This window comes from Paenibacillus sp. B01 (assembly GCF_009649995.1).
Lineage (GTDB): Bacteria > Bacillota > Bacilli > Paenibacillales > Paenibacillaceae > Paenibacillus_O > Paenibacillus_O pasadenensis.
Map to the genome: position 1 here is coordinate 2,548,906 of NZ_CP045802.1, position 26,862 is coordinate 2,575,767.

29 protein-coding genes and 1 riboswitch are annotated in these 26,862 nt (G+C 65.0%); of the genes, 28 read left to right on the forward strand and 1 reads right to left on the reverse strand.

What is annotated here, in order from left to right:
* Window positions 1-70 precede the first annotated feature (70 nt).
* The gene (locus GE073_RS10935; RefSeq protein ID WP_194843348.1) at window positions 71-1,300 is read right to left on the reverse strand and encodes a S8 family peptidase; all 1,230 of its coding nucleotides are present in this window, start codon (window positions 1,298-1,300) and stop codon (window positions 71-73) included.
* Window positions 1,301-1,435: 135 nt separating this feature from the next.
* Here GE073_RS10935 and GE073_RS10940 point away from each other — a divergent pair, with 135 nt between their 5' ends.
* The 28 genes from GE073_RS10940 (at window position 1,436) to ccsA (ending at window position 26,857) form a co-directional block, all read left to right on the forward strand.
* Window positions 1,436-1,669, forward strand: a complete 234-nt coding sequence (locus GE073_RS10940; protein ID WP_153783462.1) for a DUF4227 family protein — start codon at window positions 1,436-1,438, stop codon at window positions 1,667-1,669.
* A 119-nt stretch (window positions 1,670-1,788) separates the two neighbouring features.
* Window positions 1,789-2,757, forward strand: a complete 969-nt coding sequence (locus tag GE073_RS10945; RefSeq protein ID WP_153783463.1) for a tyrosine recombinase — start codon at window positions 1,789-1,791, stop codon at window positions 2,755-2,757.
* A gap of 36 nt (window positions 2,758-2,793) precedes the next feature.
* Window positions 2,794-3,621 (forward strand): purine-nucleoside phosphorylase, encoded by an 828-nt coding sequence (locus GE073_RS10950; protein WP_028599831.1) that lies wholly within the window; start codon window positions 2,794-2,796, stop codon window positions 3,619-3,621.
* A 112-nt stretch (window positions 3,622-3,733) separates the two neighbouring features.
* Complete coding sequence (locus GE073_RS10955; RefSeq protein ID WP_084137430.1) at window positions 3,734-3,907, forward strand: aspartyl-phosphate phosphatase Spo0E family protein; 174 nt, start codon at window positions 3,734-3,736, stop codon at window positions 3,905-3,907.
* A gap of 229 nt (window positions 3,908-4,136) precedes the next feature.
* On the forward strand, window positions 4,137-5,411 hold the full coding sequence (locus GE073_RS10960) for a D-alanyl-D-alanine carboxypeptidase family protein (protein WP_028599830.1): 1,275 nt from the start codon (window positions 4,137-4,139) through the stop codon (window positions 5,409-5,411).
* 121 nt (window positions 5,412-5,532) lie between these two features.
* Entirely contained in the window at window positions 5,533-5,886 is a 354-nt protein-coding gene (spoIIAA, locus tag GE073_RS10965; RefSeq protein WP_028599829.1) for an anti-sigma F factor antagonist, read from the forward strand.
* A complete protein-coding gene (gene spoIIAB, locus GE073_RS10970) occupies window positions 5,883-6,344 on the forward strand; it encodes an anti-sigma F factor (protein ID WP_028599828.1) in 462 nt (153 codons plus the stop codon). Before spoIIAA ends, spoIIAB begins: the two co-directional genes overlap by 4 nt.
* An 18-nt stretch (window positions 6,345-6,362) precedes the next feature.
* Window positions 6,363-7,118 (forward strand): RNA polymerase sporulation sigma factor SigF, encoded by a 756-nt coding sequence (gene sigF, locus GE073_RS10975; RefSeq protein WP_028599827.1) that lies wholly within the window; start codon window positions 6,363-6,365, stop codon window positions 7,116-7,118.
* A gap of 164 nt (window positions 7,119-7,282) precedes the next feature.
* Window positions 7,283-7,939 (forward strand): stage V sporulation protein AA, encoded by a 657-nt coding sequence (locus GE073_RS10980; protein ID WP_101809017.1) that lies wholly within the window; start codon window positions 7,283-7,285, stop codon window positions 7,937-7,939.
* A complete protein-coding gene (locus tag GE073_RS10985; RefSeq protein ID WP_028599825.1) occupies window positions 7,932-8,360 on the forward strand; it encodes a stage V sporulation protein AB in 429 nt (142 codons plus the stop codon). Before GE073_RS10980 ends, GE073_RS10985 begins: the two co-directional genes overlap by 8 nt.
* A gap of 19 nt (window positions 8,361-8,379) precedes the next feature.
* Window positions 8,380-10,821 (forward strand): spore germination protein, encoded by a 2,442-nt coding sequence (locus GE073_RS25955; RefSeq protein WP_323744197.1) that lies wholly within the window; start codon window positions 8,380-8,382, stop codon window positions 10,819-10,821.
* Between the two features lie 144 nt (window positions 10,822-10,965).
* Window positions 10,966-12,297: a diaminopimelate decarboxylase gene (gene lysA / locus GE073_RS10995; protein WP_028599824.1), complete on the forward strand. Its 1,332-nt coding sequence runs from the start codon at window positions 10,966-10,968 to the stop codon at window positions 12,295-12,297.
* Window positions 12,298-12,408: 111 nt separating this feature from the next.
* Window positions 12,409-12,840 carry a peptidylprolyl isomerase gene (locus tag GE073_RS11000; RefSeq protein ID WP_028599823.1) on the forward strand — a complete coding sequence of 144 codons (432 nt, stop codon included), beginning with the start codon at window positions 12,409-12,411 and terminating at the stop codon, window positions 12,838-12,840.
* Between the two features lie 116 nt (window positions 12,841-12,956).
* Window positions 12,957-13,167: riboswitch (FMN riboswitch) on the forward strand.
* A gap of 266 nt (window positions 13,168-13,433) precedes the next feature.
* Window positions 13,434-14,549 carry a bifunctional diaminohydroxyphosphoribosylaminopyrimidine deaminase/5-amino-6-(5-phosphoribosylamino)uracil reductase RibD gene (gene ribD, locus GE073_RS11005; RefSeq protein ID WP_228551430.1) on the forward strand — a complete coding sequence of 372 codons (1,116 nt, stop codon included), beginning with the start codon at window positions 13,434-13,436 and terminating at the stop codon, window positions 14,547-14,549.
* A gap of 1 nt (window position 14,550) precedes the next feature.
* Entirely contained in the window at window positions 14,551-15,234 is a 684-nt protein-coding gene (gene ribE, locus GE073_RS11010) for a riboflavin synthase (RefSeq protein ID WP_101809019.1), read from the forward strand.
* Between the two features lie 26 nt (window positions 15,235-15,260).
* A complete protein-coding gene (locus tag GE073_RS11015) occupies window positions 15,261-16,493 on the forward strand; it encodes a bifunctional 3,4-dihydroxy-2-butanone-4-phosphate synthase/GTP cyclohydrolase II (RefSeq protein WP_228551432.1) in 1,233 nt (410 codons plus the stop codon).
* Between the two features lie 37 nt (window positions 16,494-16,530).
* The gene (gene ribE, locus GE073_RS11020; RefSeq protein ID WP_028599819.1) at window positions 16,531-17,001 is read left to right on the forward strand and encodes a 6,7-dimethyl-8-ribityllumazine synthase; all 471 of its coding nucleotides are present in this window, start codon (window positions 16,531-16,533) and stop codon (window positions 16,999-17,001) included.
* A gap of 68 nt (window positions 17,002-17,069) precedes the next feature.
* Window positions 17,070-17,852, forward strand: a complete 783-nt coding sequence (locus GE073_RS11025) for a segregation and condensation protein A (protein ID WP_028599818.1) — start codon at window positions 17,070-17,072, stop codon at window positions 17,850-17,852.
* A gap of 13 nt (window positions 17,853-17,865) precedes the next feature.
* Window positions 17,866-18,417 (forward strand): SMC-Scp complex subunit ScpB, encoded by a 552-nt coding sequence (scpB, locus tag GE073_RS11030; RefSeq protein WP_373864114.1) that lies wholly within the window; start codon window positions 17,866-17,868, stop codon window positions 18,415-18,417.
* Window positions 18,418-18,552: 135 nt separating this feature from the next.
* Entirely contained in the window at window positions 18,553-19,239 is a 687-nt protein-coding gene (locus GE073_RS11035) for a DUF2953 domain-containing protein (protein WP_101809022.1), read from the forward strand.
* Window positions 19,212-19,673, forward strand: coding sequence for a GerW family sporulation protein (ytfJ, locus tag GE073_RS11040; RefSeq protein ID WP_028599815.1), 462 nt, complete (start codon window positions 19,212-19,214; stop codon window positions 19,671-19,673). Before GE073_RS11035 ends, ytfJ begins: the two co-directional genes overlap by 28 nt.
* 176 nt (window positions 19,674-19,849) lie before the next feature.
* Window positions 19,850-21,055, forward strand: coding sequence for a D-alanyl-D-alanine carboxypeptidase family protein (locus GE073_RS11045; protein ID WP_416362088.1), 1,206 nt, complete (start codon window positions 19,850-19,852; stop codon window positions 21,053-21,055).
* A 4-nt stretch (window positions 21,056-21,059) separates the two neighbouring features.
* On the forward strand, window positions 21,060-21,743 hold the full coding sequence (locus tag GE073_RS11050; protein WP_101809024.1) for a nucleoside recognition domain-containing protein: 684 nt from the start codon (window positions 21,060-21,062) through the stop codon (window positions 21,741-21,743).
* Between the two features lie 12 nt (window positions 21,744-21,755).
* Window positions 21,756-22,289 (forward strand): spore maturation protein, encoded by a 534-nt coding sequence (locus GE073_RS11055; protein WP_028599814.1) that lies wholly within the window; start codon window positions 21,756-21,758, stop codon window positions 22,287-22,289.
* Between the two features lie 245 nt (window positions 22,290-22,534).
* On the forward strand, window positions 22,535-23,275 hold the full coding sequence (locus GE073_RS11060; RefSeq protein ID WP_028599813.1) for a pseudouridine synthase: 741 nt from the start codon (window positions 22,535-22,537) through the stop codon (window positions 23,273-23,275).
* A gap of 73 nt (window positions 23,276-23,348) precedes the next feature.
* Window positions 23,349-23,888, forward strand: coding sequence for a redoxin domain-containing protein (locus GE073_RS11065; protein WP_228551434.1), 540 nt, complete (start codon window positions 23,349-23,351; stop codon window positions 23,886-23,888).
* Between the two features lie 54 nt (window positions 23,889-23,942).
* Entirely contained in the window at window positions 23,943-25,601 is a 1,659-nt protein-coding gene (resB, locus tag GE073_RS11070) for a cytochrome c biogenesis protein ResB (RefSeq protein ID WP_101809025.1), read from the forward strand.
* Window positions 25,598-26,857 (forward strand): cytochrome c biogenesis protein CcsA, encoded by a 1,260-nt coding sequence (ccsA, locus tag GE073_RS11075; RefSeq protein ID WP_101809026.1) that lies wholly within the window; start codon window positions 25,598-25,600, stop codon window positions 26,855-26,857. Before resB ends, ccsA begins: the two co-directional genes overlap by 4 nt.
* The last annotated feature ends 5 nt before the right edge of the window (window positions 26,858-26,862 follow it).

Consider the following 26,862-nt stretch of genomic DNA (forward strand, 5'->3'; position numbering starts at 1 on the left):
TTCATCGCTCCTGCAAGCAGCGGGCGATGAATGCCGGAGCTGTTTGATCGTTCAGAGGCCATAGGCGTTGTCAGCGCCTGCGGCGCAGGAACGGATGGGTCCCGGGATAAAAGACCGAGCCGATCCGCCCCAGCTGCAGCAGGCCGGCGCCTTGAGCGCGGCGCGAAGCGCCGGCAAGCGGCTTCGCCCATCGCTTCAGCACGGGCGCGACCGCCGCGGACGGCAGGCCGGGATTGGCGGCGAGCAGCAGCGCCGCTCCGCCGGCGACATGGGGCGCGCTCATGCTCGTGCCGGAGTCGATCTCGTAGCCTCCGTTCAGCCAGCAGGAGCAGATCTCGTCGCCGGGAGCGGTCAGGTCGATGCCTTTGCCGCGGCTGCTGAACGGCGCGATGCGGTTCCGGCGGTCGGAGGCGGCGACGGCGATCGTCTCCGGATAGGAGGCCGGCACGTCGATGCCGCCGCTGCGCACGCCTGCGTTGCCGGCGGCGGCGACCAGCACGAGGCCGGACTTGCGCGCCCGGCGCACGACCCGCCGCAGCGCGGCGCTGCGAGAGCCGGGAGGCAGTCCGAGGCTCATGTTGACGACGTCCATTCGCTGGCGGATACACCATTCGATCGCGTCGAGGATGCTGCTGAGGCTGCCGAAGCCGTCGGCGTCGAGCGCCTTGACGGCATAGAGCGAGGCTCCCGGCGCGACGCCGAGCGGACCGCCGCCGCTGCCGCGTCCGGCGGCGATGCCGGCGACATGCGTGCCGTGCCCGTTGTCGTCGCGGTAGGACTTGGACTTGCCGCCGCTGACGTTGACGCCGCCGGCCACGCACAGATCCGGATGCGGCCCGACGCCGGTGTCGATGACGGCGAGGCGGACTCCGCTTCCGAGCGTGCGCCTCCAGACCGCAGGCGCCTCGACGCGGCGGATGTTCCACGGCAGCTTGCCGCATGGATGGCCTTTCCCGCGACAGCTTTTGCCGCGGCGGAGCGGCCTGCCGAGCCTCCGGCCGCTGCCGCAGCGGGCGCAGCCGCCGGAGCCGAGCGCGCGCACGACGGCATCCTTCTCGAGGCTGCGCAGCTCGGGATGGCGGCGCAGCTCCCGCCAGGAGACCCGCCGGTCGAGGCGCAGGCAGAGGATGCGGCTGGATGTCCAGGCGCGCAGCGGCTTGATGCCGGCGCGAGCAAGCTCCCGGACCGCCTCTTCATAAGCGCGGCGGCTCCGCAGCACGACGATGCGCCTCGCCGCATGCCGCCCCGGCCCGCTGCAGGCGCAGGCGCGCAGGCAGCTTCCAATCGAGTTCTTCTTCACGTTCGATTCCCTCCTTTCCGTTAACGTATGGGATCGGAGCCGGAGAGGATCGGGCGGATCCCCCGGCCGGGCGGAGCGGACATACTCCGCTCGTCCGCCGCATAGGCTGGAAGAGCAACTGAAGGAGGGCAGGCCATGATCGTTTCCTTACGCAGATGGTTGTCGAGGCTCGTCTTCGCGCTGCTGTTCGCCTGCCTGACGGCTGCCGTCTACGAAGGCTTCCGGCTGGCGGACAGCTGGGTCCGCCCGCTCGATCCGTATGCGCCGCCGCGAGGGCAGGCGCTCAAGGTGTTCGAGCCGCATGAGGCTCCGCCCGAAGGCGGCACGATCGCCGACCGGCTGCGCTGGTTCTATTACAACGGAGAGTAGGCGGCGAGCGCTCCCAGACGCCTGCGGCAAGCGGCCCGGACGAAGCGTCCGGGCCGCTTGCGCATGCGTTTGCCGAACGTGCGCGGAGCGACTATACTTTGAGCGAGGGGGACGATTGCATGGAGCTGAGCCAATGCCTGTACGCCTGGCTGGACGAGCTGGAAAACGGGCGCCGCGTCGCGCCGGCGACCTACGACGCCTACAAGCGCGACCTCGAGCATGCGATCGCCTGGCTGGAGCGGCAGGGCATCGGCGCCATCGGCGCCGTCACCCGCCATCATCTGGCCAAGTATTTGCAGGCATGCCGGGACGACGGGGCGCGCAGCGCGACGGTCAGCCGCCGGCTCGCCTCGCTGCGCTCGTTTTACCGGTTTTTGACCCGCGTCGGCTATACGGACCGCGATCCCTCGATGCATGTGGAGCTGCCGCGCCGCGAGCTGGCGAAGCCCGTCGCCCTCACGCTCGACCAGGTCGAGCAGCTGATGAACGCTCCGGCGACGGACAGCCCGGCCGGTCTTCGCGACAAGGCGATGCTGGAGCTGCTGTACGGCTCCGGCATCCGCGTCTCCGAGCTGCTCGCGATGAAAGCGTCCGACCCCCAGCCCGGACTCGGGTACGTCCGAGTGTGCTCCCCCCGCAAAAAAGAGCGCATCGTGCCGCTCGGCCAAATCGCCGCGGGCTGGATCGGCCTTTATTTGCGCGAAGGCCGGCCGGCGCTGCTCGAGCAGCGGATCGGAGGCGCGGCGGCCCGCATGGGGGCGGCGGAGCCGGAGGAGCTGTTCCTGAACGTCTCCGGCGAGCCGCTGTCGCGCCAAGGCTTTTGGAAGACGATCAAAAAGCATGCCCGCAGCTCCGGCATCGAGGACGGCGGGGCGATCACGCCGCATACGCTGCGCACGTCGTTCGCCGCCCATATGCTGGAGCGGGGAGCCGACCTGCGCGCCGTGCAGGAAATGATGGGCCACGAGGGCATCGTATCCACGGAGCGCTACGCGCTCGGAGACCGGCCGCGGGTCAAGGACGTCTATGAGCGGTCCCACCCGCGCGCGGGCTTCGGCACCCGCGTCCTCGATCCGGAGCGCGAATGACGAACAAGCAAGCCAACGACGAGAGGAAGAAGTAGCATGAGCATCCAACAGCAAGCCAGCCATATTCAAGAAGCGGTCGCCTATATCGCGTCCCGCAGTCCAATCCAGCCGCAGGTCGGCCTCATCATGGGCTCGGGTCTCGGCATTCTGGCCGATCTGATCGAAGACGCCGTCACGATTTCCTACGAGGACATCCCGCATTTCCCGGTCTCCACGGTCGAAGGGCATGCCGGCGAGCTGCTCGTCGGCAAGCTGGCCGGCGTTCCGGTCGTTCTGATGAAGGGCCGCTTCCATATGTATGAAGGCTACGGCGCGGAGCTGACGGCATTCCCCGTGCGCGTCATGAAAGCGCTCGGAGCGGACAAGCTCGTCGTCACCAACGCCGCCGGCGGCATCAACACCACCTATTCCGCAGGCGACCTGATGCTGCTGTCCGACCATATCAACCTGACCGGCCGCAATCCGCTCATCGGGCCGAACGACAGCGCCGTCGGCGTCCGCTTCCCGGACATGTCGGAGGCCTACAGCCGCCGGCTGCGCGCCGTCGCCAAGGAGATCGCTTCCGAGCAAGGCTTCGAGCTGCGCGAGGGCGTCTATCTGGCCGTGCTCGGCCCGTCGTACGAGACGCCGGCGGAGATCCGCATGATGCGGACGCTCGGAGCGGACGCGGTCGGCATGTCGACCGTGACGGAAGTAATCGCGGCGCGCCACTGCGGCCTCGAGGTCGTGGGCATCTCCTGCATCACGAACATGGCTTCCGGCATTCTGGATCAGCCGCTTTCGCACGAGGAGGTCATCGAAACGACAGAACGCGTCAAATCCCGCTTCCTGGGCCTCGTGCAGACGCTCGTTTCGAGACTGTAGTCCCATTTCCGGCGCTCAAATGAGACTTTCGGCTCGACGCGTTCTGACAGCCTTTTCTTCCTCTCTGTTGTAGAATAGCCGTGATCAAAGACGAAGGTTGGAGAGGAATGGAATGATCGAGAACGCTCAGCTGCACCAGCAGATCGAAAGACTGCGAGGACAAATGGTCGAGACGGCTTCGCTGCAGAATACGCTGCTGCATGGCGAGGTGCTGCAGATCAGCCAGTCCTTGGATCTCCTCATCGTACAGGTCCAGGAAGAAAGGCTGACCCGACTCCGCAAATGACCGCTCCGGGCGAAAGCGCCGGAGCTTCCGCCAAGCAGGCAGCGCCTGCCGCAGGCGAAGACGCGATCCATGCGCCTTCCCGCGGCCGGCGCCGGCCTGCTTTTTTGCTGCGCCCGGGCTCGGGTTTCGGCCGCTTGGGAATATCCTCCATCGGAATGGGCAAGAATGGAAAGCAGAAGAATGCCGTCCTGCACTCAGGCGGCCGACGATCCATTTCGAGGAGGTACTTCTGTTGAAACGACTTACGGCTTTGCTTGCCGCTGCCATCGCGCTTACCCCGCTGACGGCAGCCGCTCCCGCCAGCGCGGGCTCGACCATCCCTCATGACATGCCGGCCTACGCGACGGCGGAGCCGGGCCCAGGCCCCGCGCTTCCGCTCCTGCCGGACGCTCTCCAAGCGGGCAGCGCGGCCGGAGCGCCGGCCGCCTCCAGCGATCTCGCCCCATCGGCGCGATCGGCGATCGTCATGGACGCGGACAGCGGCACGGTCATTTACGAGAAGAACAGCCACGACAAGCTGCCGCCGGCGAGCATCACGAAGATCATGACGATGCTGCTGATCGTCGAGGCGATCCAGGACGGAAAGCTCAAGCTGACGGACAAGGTGTCGACGAGCGAGTACGCCGCCTCGATGGGCGGCTCGCAGATCTTCCTCGAGCCGGGCGAGCAGATGACGGTCGACGACATGCTCAAGGGCATCGCGATGGCGTCCGGCAACGACGCGTCGGTCGCGATGGCGGAGAAGATCGGCGGCACGGAGGCCGAGTTCGTCTCGATGATGAACGAGAAGGCGGCGCAGCTCGGCTTGAAGGATACCCATTTCGCCAATCCGAACGGGCTGCCCGCCGCGGACCACTACACGTCGGCCCACGACATCGCCGTCATGTCGCGCGAGCTGCTGAAGCACAGCCTCATCACGAAGTACACCGGCCAATACCAGGACTACCTGCGCAAGGACAGCGAGAAGCCGTTCTGGCTCGTGAATACGAACAAGCTCGTGCGCTTTTACTCCGGCGCCGACGGACTGAAGACCGGATACACGAGCGAGGCGAAATACTGCCTGTCCGCGACGGCGAAGCGCGACGGCATGAGGGTCGTGGCGGTCGTCATGGGCGAGCCCAATACGAAGACGCGCAACGCCGAGGTGTCGAGCCTGCTCGACTATTCGTTCGCGCAATACGCCAATTACCCGATCCTCAAAAAAGGCGACAGCATGGGCACGCTGGCGATCGAGAAGGGCGTGCAGGGCAAGCTGCCGGTCACGGCTCAGCACAACTACAGCATCCTGCTGAAAAAAGGCGCGGCGGCCAAGGACATCCGCTACGAGATCAAGTGGAACGCCGGCATCAAGGCGCCCGTCAAGATCGGCGATCCCGTCGGCAAGCTGATCGTCTACCAAGGCGATCAGGTGATCCAGGACTTCCCGCTGGAGATGCCGGTATCGGTCGAGAAGGCGGGCTGGTGGAAGCTGTTCAAGCGCTCGACGGGCAGCCTCTTCTCCTGATGGACCGCGGCCCGATTGCTGTCGCGGCCTGACGGCCAGCTTCTAGTTTTGTCGGCAGGCAGGAATGAGGACGGCCGGAGGAGAAATCCTCCTCCATTCAACGGGAGGAGTGAGCCGCGCAATGAGTCTTCATGTGGATCTGGAGCATCAGCGCCATATCTTGATCGTCCGATTGAAGGGCGAGCTTGACCACCACACAGCCGATTCGGTCCGCATCCGGATAGAGGAAGCGATCTTGAGAGGCGGCAGCACCGACGTTATCCTCAGCCTCAAGGAGCTCGCCTTTATGGACAGCTCCGGGCTCGGCGTCATCCTCGGGCGCTACAAGCTGCTCAAGAGCCGCGGAGGCAGGATGGTCGTCTGCGACGCGAGTCCGGGCGTCTACCGCCTGTTCGAGCTGTCGGGCCTGTTCAAGATCATGCCGATACACGACACCGAGAGCGATGCGCTCTCGAGCCTGGAGGTGGCTTTATGAGCGAGCGTCAGCCGGCAGCGGCCAATACGATGAAGCTGAGCTTCAGCGCGCGATCGGAGAACGAGGCGTTCGCGCGCGTCAGCGTGGCGGCGTTCATCTCCCAGCTGGATCCGACGATGGAAGAGCTGAACGACCTGAAGACCGTCATCTCCGAGGCGGTGACGAACTCGATCATCCACGGCTACGACAGCGACGAGACGCAGCTTGTCTCGATCGAGGCGACGATCAGCGGCGACTCGGTCACGATCGTCATATCCGACGACGGCGGAGGCATCGAGGATCTCGAGCTGGCCCGCCAGCCTCTCTACACGTCCAAGCCGGAGCTCGAGCGCTCGGGCATGGGCTTCACGATCATGGAGAATTTCATGGACAGCTTCGAGGTTGCCAGCGAGCCCGGCCGCGGCACTCGAATCGCCATGACCAAGCGCATTGAATCCAAAAAGGCGCTGTACAATTAGGCGCATAGGGGCTGAAACATGGATGCCGATCTGAAGAAGAACGCGGGTCCGTTCCTCGACGACGCGGAGGTGAAGCGCCTCATCGCGCTGAGCCAGTCCGGAGATTCGCTCGCCAGGGACACGCTGGCCCGCTGCAACATCCGCTTGGTGTGGTCGGTCGTGCAGCGCTTCATGAATCGCGGCTACGAGCCCGAGGATCTGTTCCAGATCGGCTGCATCGGCCTGCTCAAGTCGGTGGACAAGTTCGACCTCAGCTACGAGGTCAAGTTCTCCACGTATGCCGTGCCGATGATCATCGGGGAGATCCAGCGCTTCCTGCGCGACGACGGGACGCTCAAGGTGAGCCGTTCGCTCAAGGAGACGGCCAACAAGGTGCGCAAGGCGAAGGACGAGCTGGCCAAGACGCTCGGCCGGCTGCCGACGATCGGCGAGGTGGCGGAGTTCCTCGGCATCACGGCCGAGGATGTCGTCTTCGCCCAGGAGGCGAACAAGCCGCCCGCCTCGATCCACGAGACGGTGTTCGAGAACGACGGCGACCCGATCACGCTGATGGACCAGATCGAAGGCGAGTCGGGCGAGCGCTGGTTCGACAAGCTGGCGCTGAACGAAGCGATCGGCGGCCTCAGCGAGCGCGAGCGGCTGATCGTATACTTGCGCTATTACCGCGACCAGACGCAGTCCGAGGTGGCGGGCCGGCTCGGCATCTCCCAGGTGCAGGTTTCCCGGCTGGAAAAGAAGATCCTGCAGTCGATCAAGGAGCAGATCGCCCAGTAGGAAGGACGTCCATCGCGATCCCGCTCCTCTATATCGCATCATCAAGCCAGCCGCGAGGCTGGCTTTTTTTGGCTTGCGCGGGGGGCGGCTGCCTAGGAGTAGCCGCGCCGCAGCCGTTCCATACTAACCAAGAGTCGGAAATGGTGGCGGAAGGAGGCGGCGCCATGTCGCGCAAACGAACGAATGCCGGACCGATTCCCGTTTATTTGCGGCTGAAGAAGCGGATCTCCATCCCTCCGGAAGGGACGGTGCGGCTCGGCTCCGTCGTCCGGCTGCTGGCCGACGAGCCGCTCGCCGGGGAGCTGAAGCGGATTCCGCTCTACACCCATCGGCCGGAGGACGGCAACCGTGTCGTCATCGACGTGCTGCAGATCGTGAAGGCGCTGCGCGAGACGGCCCCCGACGCGGTCATCGAGACCTTCGGCGATCCGCAGGTGCTCATCCTCGTCGAGACTCCGTCCACCCGCTCGCCGCGGTTCGCCGTGCTGGCGGGAGCGTGGCTGCTGCTCTTTTTCGGGGCGGGGCTCGCCATCATGAACTTCCACACGGATGTGAGCATGAAGGAGGTGCATCAGCGCATCGCCTTCCTGCTGACCGGCAAGGAAACGCTGCATCCGCTCTGGTTCCAGATCCCGTATTCGGTCGGAGTCGGGCTCGGCATGGTGCTGTTCTTCAACCATCTGTTCCGCAAGCGGCTGAACGAGGAGCCGAATCCGCTGGAGCTGGAGATGTACAACTACCAGGAGAACATCAACGCTTATGTCATCGCCGACGAGATGGGCAAAAAAGCGAACCGCGTGGAGGGACGGGACGATGGCTGACCTGCTGGCGGGGCTGTTCATGGCGATGCTTGGACTGGCCGGAGGCATCGCCGTCGGCAGCGGCATGGTCGCGCTGCTGATCGTGTTCGACCTGATTCCGCGGCTCGCGCAGCTGGCCCGGGCGTTCCGCTTGTCGGCGGCGTTCGAATCGGCGGTCGTCGGCGGCTCGCTGTTCTGGACCTGGGCGGACTTCTTCGGCTGGCGCGCGCCGCTGCCCGCGGCGCTGGCGCTGCCGCTGCCCGGCCTGCTGTGCGGCATGTTCATCGGCATGCTGGCCGCGGCTTTGACCGAAGTGATGAACGTGCTGCCGATTTTGGCGAAGCGGCTGCGCCTGACCGGCTATCTGGGCGCGCTCGTCATGGCGATGGTGCTGGGCAAGACGGCCGGCTCGCTGTTCGATTGGCTGGTGTATCAATGGTAGGACAGAAGGAGGGAACCCCATGACGAAATGGCAGAAGGTGAAGCGGCTGGAGCATCCGGAAGAGCCGGTGGTCGAGGCGCGCGAGACGAGCGGGGAAAGCCGCTCCGGCGACGGATGGGAAGGGCTGCTGGAGGAGATCGATCGGCTGGAGCAGGCCGAGCGGCGGCATGAGCCGGAGCCGGTCCGCAGGGCAGAGAGGCCGGAAGGCCGCGAGGACTGGATGGAGGCGCTGCTGCTGGAGGCGTCGGCAGAGCCGGGCCGATTGCCGGAAGCGGAGTCCCGTTCCGAGGAGGGCGGCCTTGCGGAGGCGCTGCTCGACGAGGACGGAAGCGGCGAGGCGGAGGCGGAGCGGTCCCGGGTTCGGGAGAGAAGCGCCCGCGGCGACCACGAGCATGAGGATGAGGATGAGGAGGAGCGTGGGGATGAATGGGCGGCGGCTCTTCGAGACGACCGGACGGACGGCGGCCGAGAAGGCGAGAAGCGGGAGATGAGCCGGCCGGCCGGCCTCCATGAGGACGACCGCGATGGAGACGACCGCGATGGAGACGACCGCGATGGGGACGAACGACATGCGGACAGCCGTCATGCGGACAGCCGTCATGCGGACGACCGTCATGCGGACGACCGTCATGCGGACAGCCGTCATGCGGACGACCGCGATGAGGATGACCTTCATGCGGACACCCGCGATGGGGATGACCGTCGTGGGGAAGCCCGGGGGGAAGGCGTCCGCACCGGAGCCCGCGAGGAAAAAGGGCGCGGCGGGAAAGCCGGAGAGGCTCGCCGCGGCGACGAAGCCGGCCGCGAGCTGCGCGCAGAAGCCGGCGCGCCTTCTCGCCGCGGCGATGCGGAGCGGGAGGATCGCGCGGCCGGGCATGGGCGCGAGGAGCGCAAGGAAAGCCGCGAGGCCGGCGGCCGGGGCGCCGGGAAAGGGCGCGGGGGCGGCGGAGTCTCCGAGGGCGGGAATTCCGCGCCGGGCACGGACGGAGATGCGCTGGAGCCGATTCCGGAGCGGATCGAGACGTTCGTCGATCGGCTGAAGGAAGAGGTCGGCTACAAGACGAGCTTCGACGTCGTCGTCCGCGAGATGACGCTCGGCGGCAAGAAGACGGCCTTTTTCATGATGAACGGCCTTTCGAGCGGCCTGATCATGACGGAGATCCTGCAGCGGCTGACGTTCCTGCAGACGGACAACCTGTCGGCGGACGCGCTGCATTCGTTCATGAAGCTGTACGTGCCCGCGGTGCAGGTGGAGCAGGAAGACGACTGGAACATGATGCTGACCGCCGTGCTGGGCGGATCGACCGGCATGTACATCGACGGCGAGAGCACGATGCTGATCCTCGATGCCCGCAGCTTCCCGGTGCGCAATCCGGAGGAGCCATCGCTCGAGCGGGTCGTGCGCGGCTCGCGGGACGGATTCGTGGAGACGCTGCTCATGAACGTCTCGCTCGTCCGCAGGCGGCTGCGCGATCCGATGCTGCGCTACGAGATTCTGCGGGTCGGCGAGCGCACGCGCAGCGACGTGTGCATCGCCTATATCGACGACATCGTGGACAAGGAGCTGCTGGAGTCGATCCGCGACAAAATATCCGCCGTCAAGATCGACGGGCTGCCGCTCGCCGACAAGCAGCTCGAGGAGGCGACGGTGAAGCGCGGCTGGAACCCGTATCCGCTCGTGCGCTATTCGGAGCGGCCCGACGTCGTCGCGGCGCATCTGCTGGAGGGCAACGTCGCGGTGTTCGTCGACACGTCGCCGAGCGTCATGATCCTGCCGACGACGTTTTTCGATCTCGTGCAGCATGCCGAGGAGAACCGGCAGACGCCGTTCATCGGCACCTACCTCCGCTGGCTGCGCTTCCTCGGCATCCTGGCTTCGCTGTTCCTCGTGCCGATCTGGCTGCTGTTCGCGCTCAACCCGACGATGCTGCCGGCGGCGCTGTCGTTCATCGGTCCGGCGAAGACCAGCAAAATTCCGCTGGCGCTGCAGTTCCTGCTCGCCGAGGGCGGCATCGACTTGATGCGCATGGCCGCGATCCATACGCCGACGCCGCTCGCGCTGGCGATCTCGCTCGTGTCGGCGATCCTCGTCGGAGACATCGCCGTGCAGACCGGACTGTTCGTCAACGAGGTCATTTTGTACATGGCGGTAGCCGCCGTCGGCATGTTCGCCACGCCGAGCTACGAGCTGAGCCTCGCCAATCGGATCGTGAGGCTGATGCTCATCTGCCTCGTCGCCCTGTTCCACGTTCCGGGACTCGTGATCGGCTGGACGGCCGTCTTCGCCATCCTCGTCATGCAGCGCTCGTTCAACCGACCGTACATGTGGCCGTTCATCCCGTTCGACGCCCGCGGCATGATGAATGTGATGCTGCGGATGCCGGTGATGATGAACCGGAAGCGGCCGAACCTGCTCCGTCCGCAGCAGCGCGACAAGATGCCGGAGCACGGCGGAGCCTGATCCAGGACGTTTGCCCGATGCAACAAATGCAAATGAAACGACAGAAAATCCATTACTCCTTCTCCCGAGGTTCGTTATACTGAGGTCACATTAGGACAAACGAACCCCGCCTGCCTGAGCCGGGGAGAAAGAGGTAGCGAATCCATGCATTTTCACGGAACATCCCGAATAAATGAACACGGCCGTCTGGAGATCGGAGGCTGCGATACGCAGGACCTCGCCGAGCAGTTCGGCACCCCGCTGTACGTCGTCGACGAGGCGCTCGTCCGCCAGCGGGCCCGCGAATACGTGGAGGCGTTCAAGGCGTCGGGCTTCCGCTTCCAGGTCGCCTATGCGAGCAAGGCGTTCAGCACCGTGGCGATGTGCGCCATCGCCGAGCAGGAAGGGCTGTCGCTCGACGTCGTCAGCGACGGCGAGCTGCACACGGCGCTGCAGGCGGGCTTCCCGGCGGAGCGCATCCATTTCCACGGCAACAACAAGACGCCGTTCGAGATCGAGATGGCGCTCGACGCCGGCATCGGCTGCTTCGTCGCCGACAACTTCTCGGAGCTGCAGCTGCTGAACGCCATCGCCGGCGCCAAAGGCCGCAAGGCGAACATCCTGCTGCGCATCACGCCGGGCGTCGAGGCGCATACGCATGACTATATCTCGACCGGCCAGCAGGACTCCAAGTTCGGCTTCGACCTGGCCGGCGGCGCCGCCTTCGAGGCGGTGCGGCAATCGCTGAGCCTCGATCATCTCGTCCTGCTCGGCGTCCACTCCCATATCGGCTCCCAGATCTTCGAGGTCGAGGGCTTCCGGATGGCGGCCGCCAAGGTGGCGGAGTTCGCCGTCAACGTCAAGGCCGAGCTCGGTCAGACGTTCCGCGTCATCAACCTGGGCGGAGGCTTCGGCATCCGCTACACGTCCGAGGACAGCCCGCTTCCGGTACGCGACTACATCGGCGCGATTACGGACGCGATCCGCTCGAACTTCACGGCGGCCGGCTATCCGCTGCCGGAGATTTGGGTCGAGCCGGGCCGCAGCATCGTCGGCGACGCCGGCACGACGCTGTATACGGTCGGCACGAGCAAGGACATCCCCGGCGTCCGCAAGTACATCGCCGTCGACGGCGGCATGACGGACAACCCGCGTCCGGCGCTGTACGAGTCCAAGTACGAGGCGGTGCTGGCGAACCGCGCCGCCGAGCCGGCCGCCGAGACGGTATCGGTCGCAGGCAAATGCTGCGAGAGCGGCGACATGCTGATCTGGGACCTGGAGCTGCCGAAGGCCGAGACGGGCGATCTGCTCGCCGTTTTCTGCACCGGCGCGTACAACTATGCGATGGCGTCCAACTACAACCGCATCCGCCGTCCGGCGGTCGTGCTGGTCAAGGACGGCAAGGCCGACGTCGCCGTGAAGCGCGAGTCGCTGGAGGACATCTCCCGCAACGACGTGCTGCCGGAGCGTCTGCGCAAGGCTGAAGTTCAGCCGTAAGCCGCTGCCGGCGAGCCTCCTTCGGGAGGCTCGCTTTGCGTTCGGGACCGGCGCTGGTGTATGATAAGAGGCGTACATAGCTTTTATTTTGGAAGGCAGGAGTGATGACAAGTGGCAAAACAAGCGAAAATCACGCTCGAAAACGGCGGCGAGGTCGTTCTGGACCTGTTCGACAAGGACGCTCCGAATACGGTCGCGAACTTTGAAAAGCTGGCGAACGAAGGCTTCTATAACGGACTTACGTTCCATCGCGTCATCCCGGGCTTCGTCGCTCAGGGCGGCTGCCCGAACGGCACCGGCACCGGCGGTCCCGGCTATACGATCGACTGCGAGATCAACCCGAACAAGCATGAGCGCGGCTCGCTCGCGATGGCTCATGCCGGACGCAATACCGGCGGCAGCCAGTTCTACATCTGCTACCAGCCGCAGCCGCATCTGGACGGCCAGCACACCGTCTTCGGCAAGATTTCCAAAGGCATGGAATACATCGACGCGTTCAAAGGCCGCGACAAGATGGCCAAAGTCGAAGTCGTCGAAGTCTGACTTCCTCGCGCGGAAGGCTCTCGTCCGAGAGCCTTTTTGTCGTTTAATCCCGACTCGTCCGCTTGCTTTTTAGCGTGCAGGCAAGTAAGATGAGTCATGCAAGCAATTGAATTCAAGCGAACCTTCGGGGCTGGGTGAAATTCCCGGGCCGGCGGTGATCCGTACCTGGCGCGTCTTCGGCATATGCCGCGGCTCGCCGGGGACGGTCAGTCCGTGACCCGCATGACCGCTTCTGCGCTTCCCTCGACCGAGGGCGCGTCGAGCGCATGCGGCTGACCTGGTGAAACTCCGGGACCGACAGTATAGTCTGGATGGGAGAAGGCTCGCTGCAAGACAGGCATGCATGAAGGCAGCTCCTCCATCATTGGAGGAGTCTGTTCAAGTCCGCCGCCCAGACATCGAGATCGGTTCCGCGCTGCCGCCCGGAGTCTGTCTTCCGATTCGATCCGGGACGGCGGTCTGTTCCCGCATTTCCAGGACGGCTTTTTTGGCTATCCGGTCGATCGGGCTCCTGCTCCTGCCGCGCGGCGACGTTTCCGACATTCCATCACCCCCGAAGGGCGCTCCAGGCGTCAATCGGGGGTGTTTTTGCATTGCGGGAAACGATCGATGATCGATATTACATGGAGCTCGCGCTCGGCATGGCGGCCAAAACGGCCGGCCAGACCGGCATCAATCCGGCCGTCGGCTGCGTCATCGTCAAGGATGGCCGCATCGTCGGCCTCGGCGCCCATCTCAAGCGGGGCGAAGGGCATGCCGAGCCGCACGCGCTGGCGATGGCGGGAGACGAAGCCCGGGGAGCGACGGCCTACGTCACGCTGGAGCCGTGCAGCCATTATGGCCGTACGCCGCCCTGCAGCGATCGGCTGATCGCGGCCGGAATCGCCCGCGTCGTCGTCGCGGAGCTCGACCCGAATCCGCTCGTCGCGGGCAGTGGCATGGCCAAGCTGCAGGCGGCGGGAATCGAGACGAAAACGGGCGTCATGGAAGCGGAGGCCAGGCGGCGGAGCGAGCCGTTCCGCAAGTTCATCACGACCCGGCTGCCCTATGTCACGCTCAAGACAGCCTCCACGCTGGACGGCCGCATCGCCGCGGCGAGCGGGGACAGCCGCTGGGTGACGGGGCCGGAGGCGCGCGAGGCCGTGCATGCGATGCGGCATCGCCATATGGGCATCCTCGTCGGCATCGGCACGGTGCTGGCGGACGACCCGAGCTTGACGACGCGGCTGTCCGTGCCGGGCCTGCATCCGGCGAGAATTGTCGCCGACTCGAGCTTGCGGCTGCCGCTGGACGCGAAGCTCGTGCAGGACGGAGCCGCGCCGACGATCGTCCTGACGTCGGAAGCCGCAGACGAAGGCCGAGCGGCCGCGCTGAGGGCGGCCGGCGTCGAGGTCATCCGCTGCGGCAGCGGCAGCTCGGTCGATCTGCGCGAGGCGATGAGACGGCTCGGCGAGCTGGAGCTCGGCTCGATCCTGCTCGAGGGCGGCGGAAGGCTGAACGGCTCGATGCTGGAGGCGGGGCTGGTCGATCGGATCTGCCTGTTCCTCGCGCCCAAGATCATCGGCGGCGAGGACGCGCCGTCGTCGTTCCGGTTCGCCGGCTTCGAGCGGATGGCCGACGCGATCGAGCTGGACGACGTCGAGGTGGAGCGCTATGGACGCGATATATGCATCAGCGGCAAGCCAGCCGCCAAGGGAGGGATCGGCTGACATGTTCACCGGATTGATCGAAGAGATCGGAGAGCTGCGCGGCGCGGCGCGAAAAGGAGAGGCGATGGTGCTCCGCATCGGCGCCGCCAAAGTGCTGGAGGGCGTCCGGCTCGGGGACAGCATCGCCGTCAACGGCGTCTGTCTGACCGTGACTGGATGCGGGCCCGACAGCTTCGAGGCCGACGTCATGCCGGAGACGTACCGGCATACGAATCTGGGCGGGCTGCCGGCGGGCAGCCCGCTCAACCTGGAGCGGGCGATGCGCGCGGACGGCCGCTTCGGCGGGCATATCGTCCAGGGCCATGTGGACGGCATCGGGCGGATCGTCGAGCGCAGGGCGTACGCCAACGCGGTGCTGTTCACGATCCGGCCCGCGGACGAAGGGCTGCGCCGCTACATCATTCCGCGCGGTTCAATTGCCGTGGACGGCATCAGCCTGACTGTGACGGAGGCGGGCGAGGACGCCTTTTCGGTGTCGATCATCCCGCATACGCTCGCCGAAACCGTGCTGCAGAGCAAGCAGGCGGGAGCGACCGTCAATCTGGAATGCGACGTGCTCGGCAAATATGTCGACCATCTGCTGCGGTTCGGCGGCAGAGGGGACGCCGCAGCCGCCGGCAGGCCGGGAGGCGCGGCCGGCGGCCCGCTGACGGCCGCTTTCCTGGCGGAGAACGGATTCGCATGAGCCAAGGCAACGAAGGAGGAGCAAGCATGGAACGATTACACCATCAAGACGGGGCGGCGCCATTCGATGCGATCGAGGATGCGGTGCAGGATCTGCTGGCCGGCAAGCCGGTCATCGTCGTCGACGACGAGGATCGCGAGAACGAGGGCGATCTGATCGCGCTCGCCGATACGATCTCGCCGGCCGTCATCAACTTCATGATTACCGAGGCGCGCGGGCTCGTCTGCGTGCCGATCGAGGCGGAGCGGGCGCGAGAGCTCGACCTGCCGCCGATGGTCGTCCGCAATACGGACTACCACGGCACCGCGTTCACCGTCTCCGTCGACCATGTGAGCACGACGACCGGCATCTCCGCACATGAGCGCGCCGAGACGGTGCGGGCGCTCGTCGACGGCGCGGCCCGCGCGGACGATTTCCGCCGCCCGGGCCATATATTCCCGCTGATCGCCAAGGACGGCGGCGTGCTGCGGCGCGCCGGCCATACGGAAGCGGCGATCGATCTGGCCAAGCTGTGCGGCGCCAAGCCCGGCGCGGTCATCTGCGAGATCATCCGCGAGGACGGCACGATGGCGCGGCTGCCGGACCTGGCGGACTTCAAGCGCAAGCATGATCTCAAGCTGATTACGATCCAGTCGCTGATCGAGCATCGGCGCCGCCGCGAGCAGCTGGTGCAGCGGGTCGTCGAGGTAAACATGCCGACCGACTTCGGCGTCTTCCGCGCGGTCGCCTACACGAACGAGGTGGACGACAAGGAGCATGTCGCGTTCGTCAAAGGACAGATCGATCCGGAGCAGCCGACGCTCGTGCGGGTGCATTCCGAATGCCTTACCGGCGACGTGTTCCACTCCCGCCGCTGCGACTGCGGTCCGCAGCTGGCGGCGGCGCTGCGCCAGATCGAGGAGGCGGGCAGCGGCGTGCTGCTCTACATGCGTCAGGAAGGGCGCGGCATCGGCCTCATCAACAAGCTCAAAGCCTATCAGCTTCAGGAGCAGGGGCTCGACACGGTCGAGGCGAACCTGAAGCTCGGCTTCGGGCCCGACCTGCGGGAGTACGGCATCGGCGCGCAGATCCTGCGCGATCTCGGCGTCCGCCGGATGCGGCTCATGACGAACAATCCGCGCAAGATCCGCGGCCTCGAGGGGTACGGACTGAGCGTGGCCGAGCGGGTGCCGATCCAGATGGAGCGCAACGAGAGCAACACGAATTACTTGAACACGAAAAAAACGAAGCTTGGCCATCTGTTGGAGTTTGAAATTTAAGCCGAATAAATTAGAATAGAAGGATGGGTTTGAAAACATGACGAAATATTACGAAGGACATCTGGTATCGCAAGGGCTGAAATACGGCGTCGTCGTCGGCCGCTTCAACGAATTCATCACCGGCAAGCTGCTGAGCGGCGCGCTCGACGCGTTCAAGCGCCATGGCGCGGGCGAGGACGAGGTGGAGGTCGCGTGGGTGCCGGGAGCGTTCGAGATTCCGCTGATCGCGCAAAAGATGGCGGAGAGCGGCAAGTACGATGCCGTCATCACCCTCGGCGCCGTCATCCGGGGCTCCACCCCGCATTTCGACTATGTATGCAGCGAGGTCGCCAAGGGCGTCGCCGCGATCAATCTGAAAACCGGCGTGCCGACGATCTTCGGCGTGCTGACGACGGATTCGATCGAGCAGGCGGTGGAGCGCGCGGGGACGAAGGCCGGCAACAAAGGCTGGGAAGCCGCTGCCGCCGCGATCGAGATGGCGAATCTGACGCGGGCGATTCAAGGCTGAGCCTGGCCTGAGGCGAGACAGCGGCCTTTAGCTTCGCGATACCGGCGGACAGGAAGAGGTGGAGCGGCATGAGCCTATTGTACAAACTGGAAGCATTCGAAGGGCCGCTGGATCTGCTGCTTCACTTGCTGGACAGGGAAGAGATCGACATCTACGACATTCCGATCAGCCGGATCGCGGATCAGTACATGGACTACCTGCATGCGATGCAGGAGTTCGAGCTGGACGTGACGAGCGAGTTCCTCGTGATGGCCGCGACGCTGCTGGCGATCAAGAGCGGGCAGCTGCTGCCCCGCCCTCCCGTCATGGACGAGTACGAGGACGCCTGGGACGACGAAGGCATGCTCGATCCCCGCGACGAGCTCGTGCAGAAGCTGGTGGAATACCGCCGCTACAAGCAGATCGCCGAGCATCTGCGCGACCGCGAGATGGCGCGCAGCCTCGTCTACAGCAAGGAGCCCGAGGACCTGACGACGTACATGAAGGAGGACGACACCCATCCGCTGGAAGGGCTCGACCTCGGCGACATCATGGCGGCGTTCCGGCGGGCGCTCCGCAAGGCGGCCAGGCGGACGCATGTCGCCCGCATCCATCGGGACGAGATATCCGTCAAGGACCGCATCCGCGACATCTCGGAGCTGCTGCGCGAGCATGAGACCGCGCTGTTCTCCCGGCTCGTAGGCGAAGCGGTGGAGCGCCACGAGATCGTCGTGACGTTCCTCGCGATCCTCGAGCTGATGAAGATGAAGCAGGTCCGCGTCTTCCAGAACAGTCTGTTCGATGATATCGTCATCCATTGGAGAGGGGAAGCGTCGGATCGTGATGGTTCAGCAGCTGAAATCGATTATTGAGGGATTATTGTTCATGGCTGGCGACGAGGGCTTGACGATCCGGCAGATCGCCGAGATCGTGGAGATCGACCAGCGCCTGTCGGAGGATCTCGTGCGCGAGCTCAAGGCCGATCTGGAGCAGGCCGGGCGCGGCATCCGCATCGCCGAGGTCGCCGGAGCGTTCCGTTTCACGACCCATCCGGAGCATGCGCCTTATTTCGAGCGGATGGCCTACTCGCCGTCCCGTTCGACACTGTCGCAGGCGGCGCTGGAGACGCTGGCGATCATCGCCTACCGCCAGCCGATCACGAGGGTCGAGATCGAGGAGATCCGCGGGGTCAAAAGCGAGAAAGCGATCCAGACGCTCGTCGCGAAGGATCTGATCGAGGAAAAAGGGCGCGCCGAGCAGATCGGACGTCCGATCCTGTACGGCACGACCCGCTCCTTCCTCGACCATTTCGAGCTGGGCTCGCTCGAAGCGCTGCCGGAGCCGGCGGCGATGACGCCCGAGGCGGAGCTCGAGGAGCAGACGCAGCTGCTGTTCGGCCGCCTGGACGGCCGCCAAGGCTCATCTTCCGAGCCCTAAGCGACATCTACGAAAAAGATCGGCTGCGGGCCGGTCTTTTTTGTCATTTCTGGGCATGCTATCCGGGAAAAGGCAGCGGTCCGGCCATCGGCGCGCGCTCTTGCTGCCGAATGACGGAAAGGGGGTCGAATCCGAATGGGAGCATGGTTCGGCTGGCTGGCGGTCGTCCTCGTGCCGCTGCTGCTCGCCGCCGCGATCGCGGCCGTTCCGGTCCGCGCCCGCGCGGAGCTGTCGCGGCATGAAGGCGACGACAATCTGTCCCTTCAGGTGAAGACGCTGTTCGGCTTGCTGAAGTTCAAGTGGGAAATTCCGATGATGAAGCTCGGCAAAAATGGGCTGCAGGTGGAGGAGCTCGCGCAGGCCGACAGTCCATCGCTGCTGCATGCCGAATCGGCGGACAAGAAGGATATCGGCGCCTCGCGCATCGCCGAGCTGCTGCAGGATGCCTGGAAGCTGCTGCGGCGGACGGAAAACCTGACCGGCCTGGTGCGGCGCACGCTGAACAAGGTGGAGATCAGCCGCTGGACGTGGCGGACGACGATCGGCACCGGAGACGCGGTCTGGACGGCGATGTCGACCGGCGCGGTCTGGTCGCTGCAGACGGCCGCGCTCGGCCTGCTGTCGCAGCTGTGCCGGCTGACCGCCAAGCCGCAGATGGACGTTCAGCCCGACTACCGCTCGGCACGGCTGGAGACGAGCTTCGACTGCATAGCGGAAATCCGCTTGGGCAATGCTATCCTTGCCGGACTGCAGCTGCTGGTCCGGATGATGAGAACGGAAGGAGGCGTCAGACTGTGGCAGAACATCCTATTCAAGGCCTGATGCAAACCGCCATGGAGAATATCAAGGAAATGGTGGATGTCAACACGATCGTCGGTGACCCCGTGCAGACGCCGGACGGAAGTGTCATTATGCCGATCAGCAAAGTCGGCTTTGGATTCGTGGCCGGCGGCAGCGACATCCGCATGGACGGCGGGGCGCGCAGCAGCTCGACCCATGCCGACGGGCATAACGCGCAGGTCGCGCTGCCGTTCGGGGGCGGCAGCGGCGGCGGCGTATCGATCACGCCAATCGCGTTCCTCGTCGTCGGCACGCAAGGCGTGCGCGTCGTTCCGCTCGACAACCAGACGCATTTGGTCGAGCGCGTCATCGACGCGGTGCCGGGAGCCTTCGAGAAGATCCAGGGCATGTTCCGTCATCACGACGGAGTCGAGCGCGTCGAGAGCACTCTTATCACGAGCGATCCGATTCTTTAGCGCCGCGGACTCGTCCCGGCTGCTGCAAGCGGCTGTCCTCCCCGGAGGACAGCTTTTTTGCGGTTTCCGGCCGGACAGGACCGGCTTGTTCATATCGGCCGGACAAGATACATACAATGGCAGCAGGAGACGGGAGCCGCCAGCGGCTTTCGCATGCCAGGAGGAGGAAGGATACCGTGGCTATTGCAGGTGCGTGGAAACGAACGGCCGCCGCCGCCGCAGGTCTCGCGCTGCTCGGCGCGAGCCTGCTCTCGGCGCCGGCGGCAAAGGCGGCGGACGCTCCCCGTCCGCCGACGACGAGCGCGCGCGCGGCCGCGCTGATCGACGTCGAGTCGGGCCGGCTGCTGTACAGCAGCGAAGCGGCCGACGAGCCGATGCGGATCGCCAGCCTGACCAAGATCATGACGGCCATTACGGCGATCGAGGAAGGCGACCTGGACAGCACGGTCACGGTCGGTCTGCGAGCCGTCGGCAAGGAAGGCTCGTCGATCTATTTGAAGCTGGGCGAGAAGATGAAGCTGAAGGACATGCTGTACGGCCTCATGCTGCGCTCCGGCAACGATGCCGCGACGGCGATCGCGGAGCATGTCGGCGGCTCGGAGGAAGGCTTCGTGAAGATGATGAACGAGAAGGCGGCCTGGATCGGGCTCGAGCGGTCCACGTTCATGAACCCGCACGGGCTGGATCAGGAGGGCCATCTGTCGACGGCGAACGATCTGGCGAAGCTGACCGCCTATGCGCTGAAAAATCCCGTGTTCGCGGAAATCGTCGGCACGAAGGTGCACAAGGCGCCGAATCCGTTCGACAGCTGGGACTACAGCTGGGCGAACAAAAACAAGATGCTCGCCTTGTACGACGGCGCCGACGGCGTCAAGACGGGCTACACGAAGACGGCGCTGCGCTGCCTCGTCAGCTCGGCGACGAGGGACGGCCAGCAGCTGGCCGCCGTGACGCTGAACGACCGGGACGACTGGCATGACCATGCGTCGATGCTGGACTGGGGCTTCGAGCATTACGAGCTGAAGACGCTGGCGTCGAAAGGCGAGCCGCTCAAGGGATACTCGCTGGCGTCGGGCCGCCAGCTGCGCTATCCGCTGGCGGAGGGCGAGGAGGCCGGCCTGTCCAACCGCCTCGTGCTGCTCAGCCGCGAGAAGGACGCGCTCGCCTATGCGCTCGGTGAGCGGGGAAGGCTCGAGTGGACGCTGGACGGACGCGCGATCGGAGCGGTGCCCGTCTACGACGCCGGCAGCCCGCGGATCGGCCAGCCGGACCGCGCGACGGCATCGTTCCGGCCTGGAGGGATGTTCTCCAGCCGTCCCGCCAGCCTCGGCGCGGCGCTGTCGAGGAGCCTGAAGGCGCTGTTCGCGACGGGAGGGGAGTGAGCCGATGGTCAACTGGATCTGGCTCGGCTTCATCGTCGTCAGCGTCGTCGTGGCGGCCGCCACCGGACGCATGGATGCGGTCACTCAGGCGGCTTTCGACGGAGCGAAAAACGGCGTGACGATCTGCTTCGGCCTGGTCAGCATTCTCGTGTTCTGGATGGGGCTGATGCGGATTGCCGAGGATGCCGGCCTGCTGGCGCGGCTCGCCCGGCTGCTCAGCCCGTTCGTCCGCCTTCTCTTTCCCGACGTGCCCAAGGGCCATCCTGCGCTCGGCTACATCATGAGCAACATGAGCGCCAACATCCTCGGCCTCGGCAACGCCGCCACCCCGATGGGCATCAAGGCGATGCAGGAGCTGCAGAAGCTGAATCCCGAGCCCGCGACGGCGACGCCGGCGATGTGCACGCTGCTCGCGCTCAACACGTCCAGCATCACGCTCGTGCCGACGACGCTGATCGCGATCCGCATGAATTACGGCTCGGCCAATCCGGCGGAGATCGTCGGCACGACGCTGGCGGCGACGGCCGTCGCCACGGCCGCGGCGATTCTGCTCGACCGCTGGTACCGCAGCCGGAGCAAGCAGCCGCCGCTGGCGCCGCCGGCCGGAGGGGCTGCGAGCCGCCCCCGCCGCGCGGCACGCTCTCCGGGCCGGCTCGGCGGGCGGCGCGAGCTGCCTCCGGAAGCGTAAGGGGGGAGGAGCATGCATTCGTTCATCAATCTGCTGTCGGCTTGGATGATTCCCGCGATCATCGCCTTCATTCCTTTATACGGCGCGTTCCGCAAGGTACCGGTGTACGAGACGTTCACGGAAGGGGCCAAGGAGGGCTTCGGCACCGCCATCGGCATCATCCCGCATCTGGTCGGCATGATGGTCGCGATCAGCATGTTCCGCGCCTCCGGCGCGCTGGACTACGTCACCGGCGCGATGGAGCCGATGCTGCGCCAGCTCGGCGTTCCCGGCGAGGTGCTGCCGCTCTCGCTGCTGCGGCCGCTGACCGGGGCGGGCTCGCTCGCCTATACTTCCGACCTGATCGCGACCTACGGACCCGACAGCATGATCGGAAGGATCGCCTCGACGATCCAAGGGAGCACGGACACGACGCTGTACGTGCTCACGGTCTACTTCGGCGCGATCGGCATCCGGCGCACGCGCTACGCGCTCAAGGTCGGGCTGTTCTCCGACCTGGTCGGCTTCCTTGCCGCCGTCTTCATCTGCCTCTACGTATTCGGCTGATTTCGATGAGACGGCTTCCTGGCCACCGTCTTCATCTGCCTCTACGTATTCGGTTGATTTCGATGAGACGGCTTCCTGGCCGCCGTCTTCATCTGCCTCTACGTATTCGGCTGAACCGTGCGTCCTGCCGCGGCCGGCGCCTTCTCTGCGGAGAGGGCGCCGGCTTTTTGCCGTGGAGGGACGGCAGGGGGCTCCCTTGTGCTTTTTCGGGACAATCGGTATGATGGTGGGTGAGGTGAACTTAATTGGAACGATTACAAAAAATCCTCGCCGCCGCCGGAGTCGCCTCCCGCCGCAAGTGCGAGGAGCTGATCGCGAGCGGCGCGGTCGAGGTGAACGGCAAAGTGGTCCGCGAGCTGGGAACGAAGGCGGATCCGGCGACGGACGAGATCACGGTGAAAGGCAAGCCGATCGCCTCCGAGAAAAAGATCTATTTGATGATGAACAAGCCGAAGGGCGTCATCACGAGCGCATCCGATCCGAAGGGGCGCAAGATCGTGAGCGACTTCCTGCCCGGCATCAAGGAGCGGGTCTACCCGGTCGGACGGCTCGACTACGATACGGAAGGGCTGCTGCTGCTGACGAACGACGGCGAATTCGCCAATCTGCTCACGCATCCGAGCCATCACGTTCCGAAGACGTATCTGGCGACGGTCAAGGGCGTCCCGCACGGCAGCGCGCTCGAGAGGCTGCAAAAGGGCATCAAGCTCGAGGACGGCATGACCGCCCCGGCCGAAGCCGACTATCACGACGTCGACGTCGATGCCGGAGTCGCGACGATCGCGATTACGATCTACGAGGGACGCAACCGCCAGGTGCGGCGCATGTTCGACGCGATCGGCCATCCGGTGGCGCGGCTCAAGCGGATCAAGTTCGGCCATCTCGTTCTGGAGAACATGCAGCGCGGCAAGTTCCGCCATCTGACGCTGTCCGAGATCAAGGAGCTGCGCGACGCGGCGCTTTCACATAATGGTCACAAAAAGTAACGGGGCCGTGCGCTGCTCCGTCTCTTCTTGCCGTTATAATGAAGAGGAAGAAACGCTTACATAAGGTGGTGGCATGAAGATGAAGGGCGCTGCCCGCAAGCCGGTGCAAATCCTCATTTTCCTCGGCGTCTTGCTGCTGGGCGGTTATGCCATCGGCAAGACGCTGTTTGCGTCGAAGGACGGCCTTCCGATGCCGGGCGACAAGCCCCCGGAGTTCACCCTTTCGACGCTGGACGGGCGCACGGTGTCGCTCTCCGATTACGAGGGCAAGCCCGTCGTCCTCAATTTCTGGGGCAGCTTCTGCCCGCCCTGCGTCAAGGAGATGCCGGAGTTCCAGCGTCAATACGACAAATGGAAAAGCGAGGGGCTGGAGGTGCTCGCCGTCAATCTGAGCGAGGACAACCTGACCGTCCGCAATTTCGTGGCGGGCAAGAACCTGACCTATCCGATTCTGCGCGACGTCGATAAGGAGACCGAGCGCAGGTATCGTCTCCGCTCGTATCCGACAACCTTCTTCATTCGGCCGGACGGCAAGCTGGAGGAGGTCTACCAGGGAGGCATGACGGAGCAGGACATCGAGGAGCGCGTGCTCAAGCTGATCGAAGAGAGCTGACGCAGCTCCAGATCGCTCCGCCGCATCCAAGCTACATGACAGGAGGCTACACCGGTGTTCCAAAACACCAAATGCGAATGCGGCCATCAGAACCCGGCCGGCACCGTGCTCTGCGAGGCGTGCGGACGCTCGCTCGACGAGGGCGGCGCGGCCGAGGAGCTGCTCGAGATGCGCTACGACGGCGCGGCGAGGCGCTCCCAGAAGAGCCATCCTTCCGTGCTGGACCGGGTCTGGAACTTCTTCTCCTCGGTCAAGATCGCCGTCTACATGATCGTCATCACGCTGATCGGCGCCTCGCTCGGCACGATCTATCCGCAGGAGAACACCTTCCTGACGACGCAGGATCTCGGAGACTACTACCGGGATACGTACGGCTTGTCCGGCGAGATCTACTACGCGCTCGGCTTGTCCCACACGTTCGAATCGTGGTGGTTCGTCTCGCTGCTCGTCCTGATCGGCACCTCGCTCGTCGTCTGCAGCCTCGACCGCGTGCTGCCGCTGTACCGCGCGCTGAACAAGCAGCAGATCCGCAAGCACGAGTCGTTCCTGCTGCGGCAGCGGGCCGCATACCGCGGCGACATCGAGGGCGACCCCGAGGCGTGGATCGACCGCTTCGAGCAGGCCGCGCGCAAGCGCCGGTACAAGGTCATCCGCAAGGACGGCGCGCTGCTCGCCGAGAAGCATCGGTTCAGCCGCTGGGGGCCTTATATCAACCATATCGGCCTGATCGTCTTTCTCCTCGCCGTGCTCGCGAGAGCGGTGCCGGCCTGGCAGATGGACCAGTACGTGACGATACCCGAGGGCGACACCGTCCGCATCGAAGATACGAACTACTTCGTCAAGAACGAGAAGTTCACGGTCGAGTTCTACGGGGACGAGGAGCTTCCCGCGGAGCTCAAAGGCACGCTGAGAGCGAAGCTGTACCGGACGGACGCCGTCCTGTACGAATGCCGGAGCGGCTGCACGGCGGCTTCCGGACAGCCCGAGCTCGTGGAAGTCGCCCGCCATCCGATCGAAGTGAACAGCCCGCTCGAATACGACGGGCTCAAGCTGTACCAGTTCGACTTCGACAACAAGGCGGTGCTGCGCGAGGTCAAGCCGGTCGTCATCGACAAGACGACGGGCGAGACCTACGGTCCGTTCACGCTGAAGATGCGCGATCCCGAGACGACGTTCGAGGTCGGGCCGTACCGGCTGGAGCTGAAGCAGAACTTCATGGAGTTCGCGATCGGCGACGACGGCAATCCGATCACCAAGTCGCGGGATCCTAAGGCTCCGGCCTTCATCTTCCTCGTCTACGGCCCCGGCCTCGACGAGCAAGGAGAGCCGTACATCTACTTCCCGATGCAAAAGGACAAGGCCGCCTTCAGCCAGGACAAGCTGAACGCCGCGATCGCGGACCGGCTGGAGATCAAGGTGAACGGCATGGAGAACGTGAGCTTCGTCGAATATACGACGTTCCTCAACGTCCGCAAGGACCTTGCGATGCCGTATATCTGGGTCGGCCTCGGCATCTCGATGCTGGGCCTCGTCATGGGAGCGTACTGGCATCACCGCCGTATCTGGCTGCGCGTCGACGGCAGCCGCGCGACGATCGGCGCGCACACGAACAAAAACTGGTACGGCATGCGGGCGGATCTCGCGGCGGCGCTGAAGGCCGCGGGCAGCGAGACCGATCCGAAGAGCTTGGATAACGGAGGGAATCGGACGTGAATTGGCTTGATCTCAGCAGCTCCGCTTTCATAGCGGCATTTTTCCTGTATTGCTTCGGCTTTCTCTTTTATGTGATGGCTATCGCCGGCCGCAAATGGAGCCACGGCGATCCGGCGGGGCATGAGCGCAAATGGGGACGGATCGCGTTCATCGTCTCCGCCCTCGGCCTTGCCGCGCAGCTGACGTTCTTCTTCACCCGCTGGATCGGACAAGGGCATATTCCGGTCAGCAACATGTACGAGTTCATGACGTTCCTCGGCATGGCGGTCATGCTTGCCTTCGTCATCATCTTCCTGATCTACCGCAAGCCGATCCTCGGCATGTTCGCCTTGCCGCTCGTCATCATCATCATCGCCTACGCATCCGTCTTCCCGCAGGAATCGCAGCCGCTCATCCCGGCGCTCAATTCCTACTGGCTCAAGATCCATGTGACGACGGCCGCGCTCGGCGAGGCGTTCCTGGCGGTCGGCTTCGCCGCCGGCCTGCTGCATCTGCTGCGCACCGTCGACTACGGCAGCGGCGAGAAGCGCGCGCGCCGCGAGCGCTTCTGGGTCGAGGTCACGCTGTTCATGCTGATCGTCGCCGTCGGCTTCATCATCAGCGTGTTCAGCTTCCGCATGGCCGGCTACGAAGCGGAGTTCCGCCAGGAGACGGCGGACGTGACGCAGGCGGGCGAGGCGGTCTCGAACGTCGAGACGGTCCGCTACACGATGCCGCCGATCGTCCAGCCGTTCAACAGCGAGCTGCTGCACGCGGATTCGTTCCTCGGCGTGGACAAGCCGCTGTTCGAGGCGCCGTCCTGGATGAACGGCATCAACGCTGGCCGCAAGCTCAATACGGTCGTCTGGTCGCTGCTGGCGGGCGCCATCCTGTACGGCCTGCTGCGGCTCGCTTTCCGCAAGCAGCTCGGCGCCGTCATCCATCCGATGACGACCGACATCGATCCCGACGATCTGGACGAGATCAGCTACCGGGCGATCGCGATCGGCTTCCCGATCTTTACGCTGGGCGCGCTCATCTTCGCGATGATCTGGGCGCAGATCGCCTGGTCGCGCTTCTGGGGCTGGGATCCGAAGGAAGTCTGGGCGCTCATCACCTGGCTGTTCTACAGCGCCTACCTCCATCTGCGTCTCTCTCGCGGCTGGCACGGCAAGCGCTCGTCCTGGCTTACGGTCATCGGATTCGTTATTATTATGTTTACGCTGATAGGCGTCAATCTGGTCATCGCCGGCCTGCATTCGTACGCCGGAGTATAAAGGAC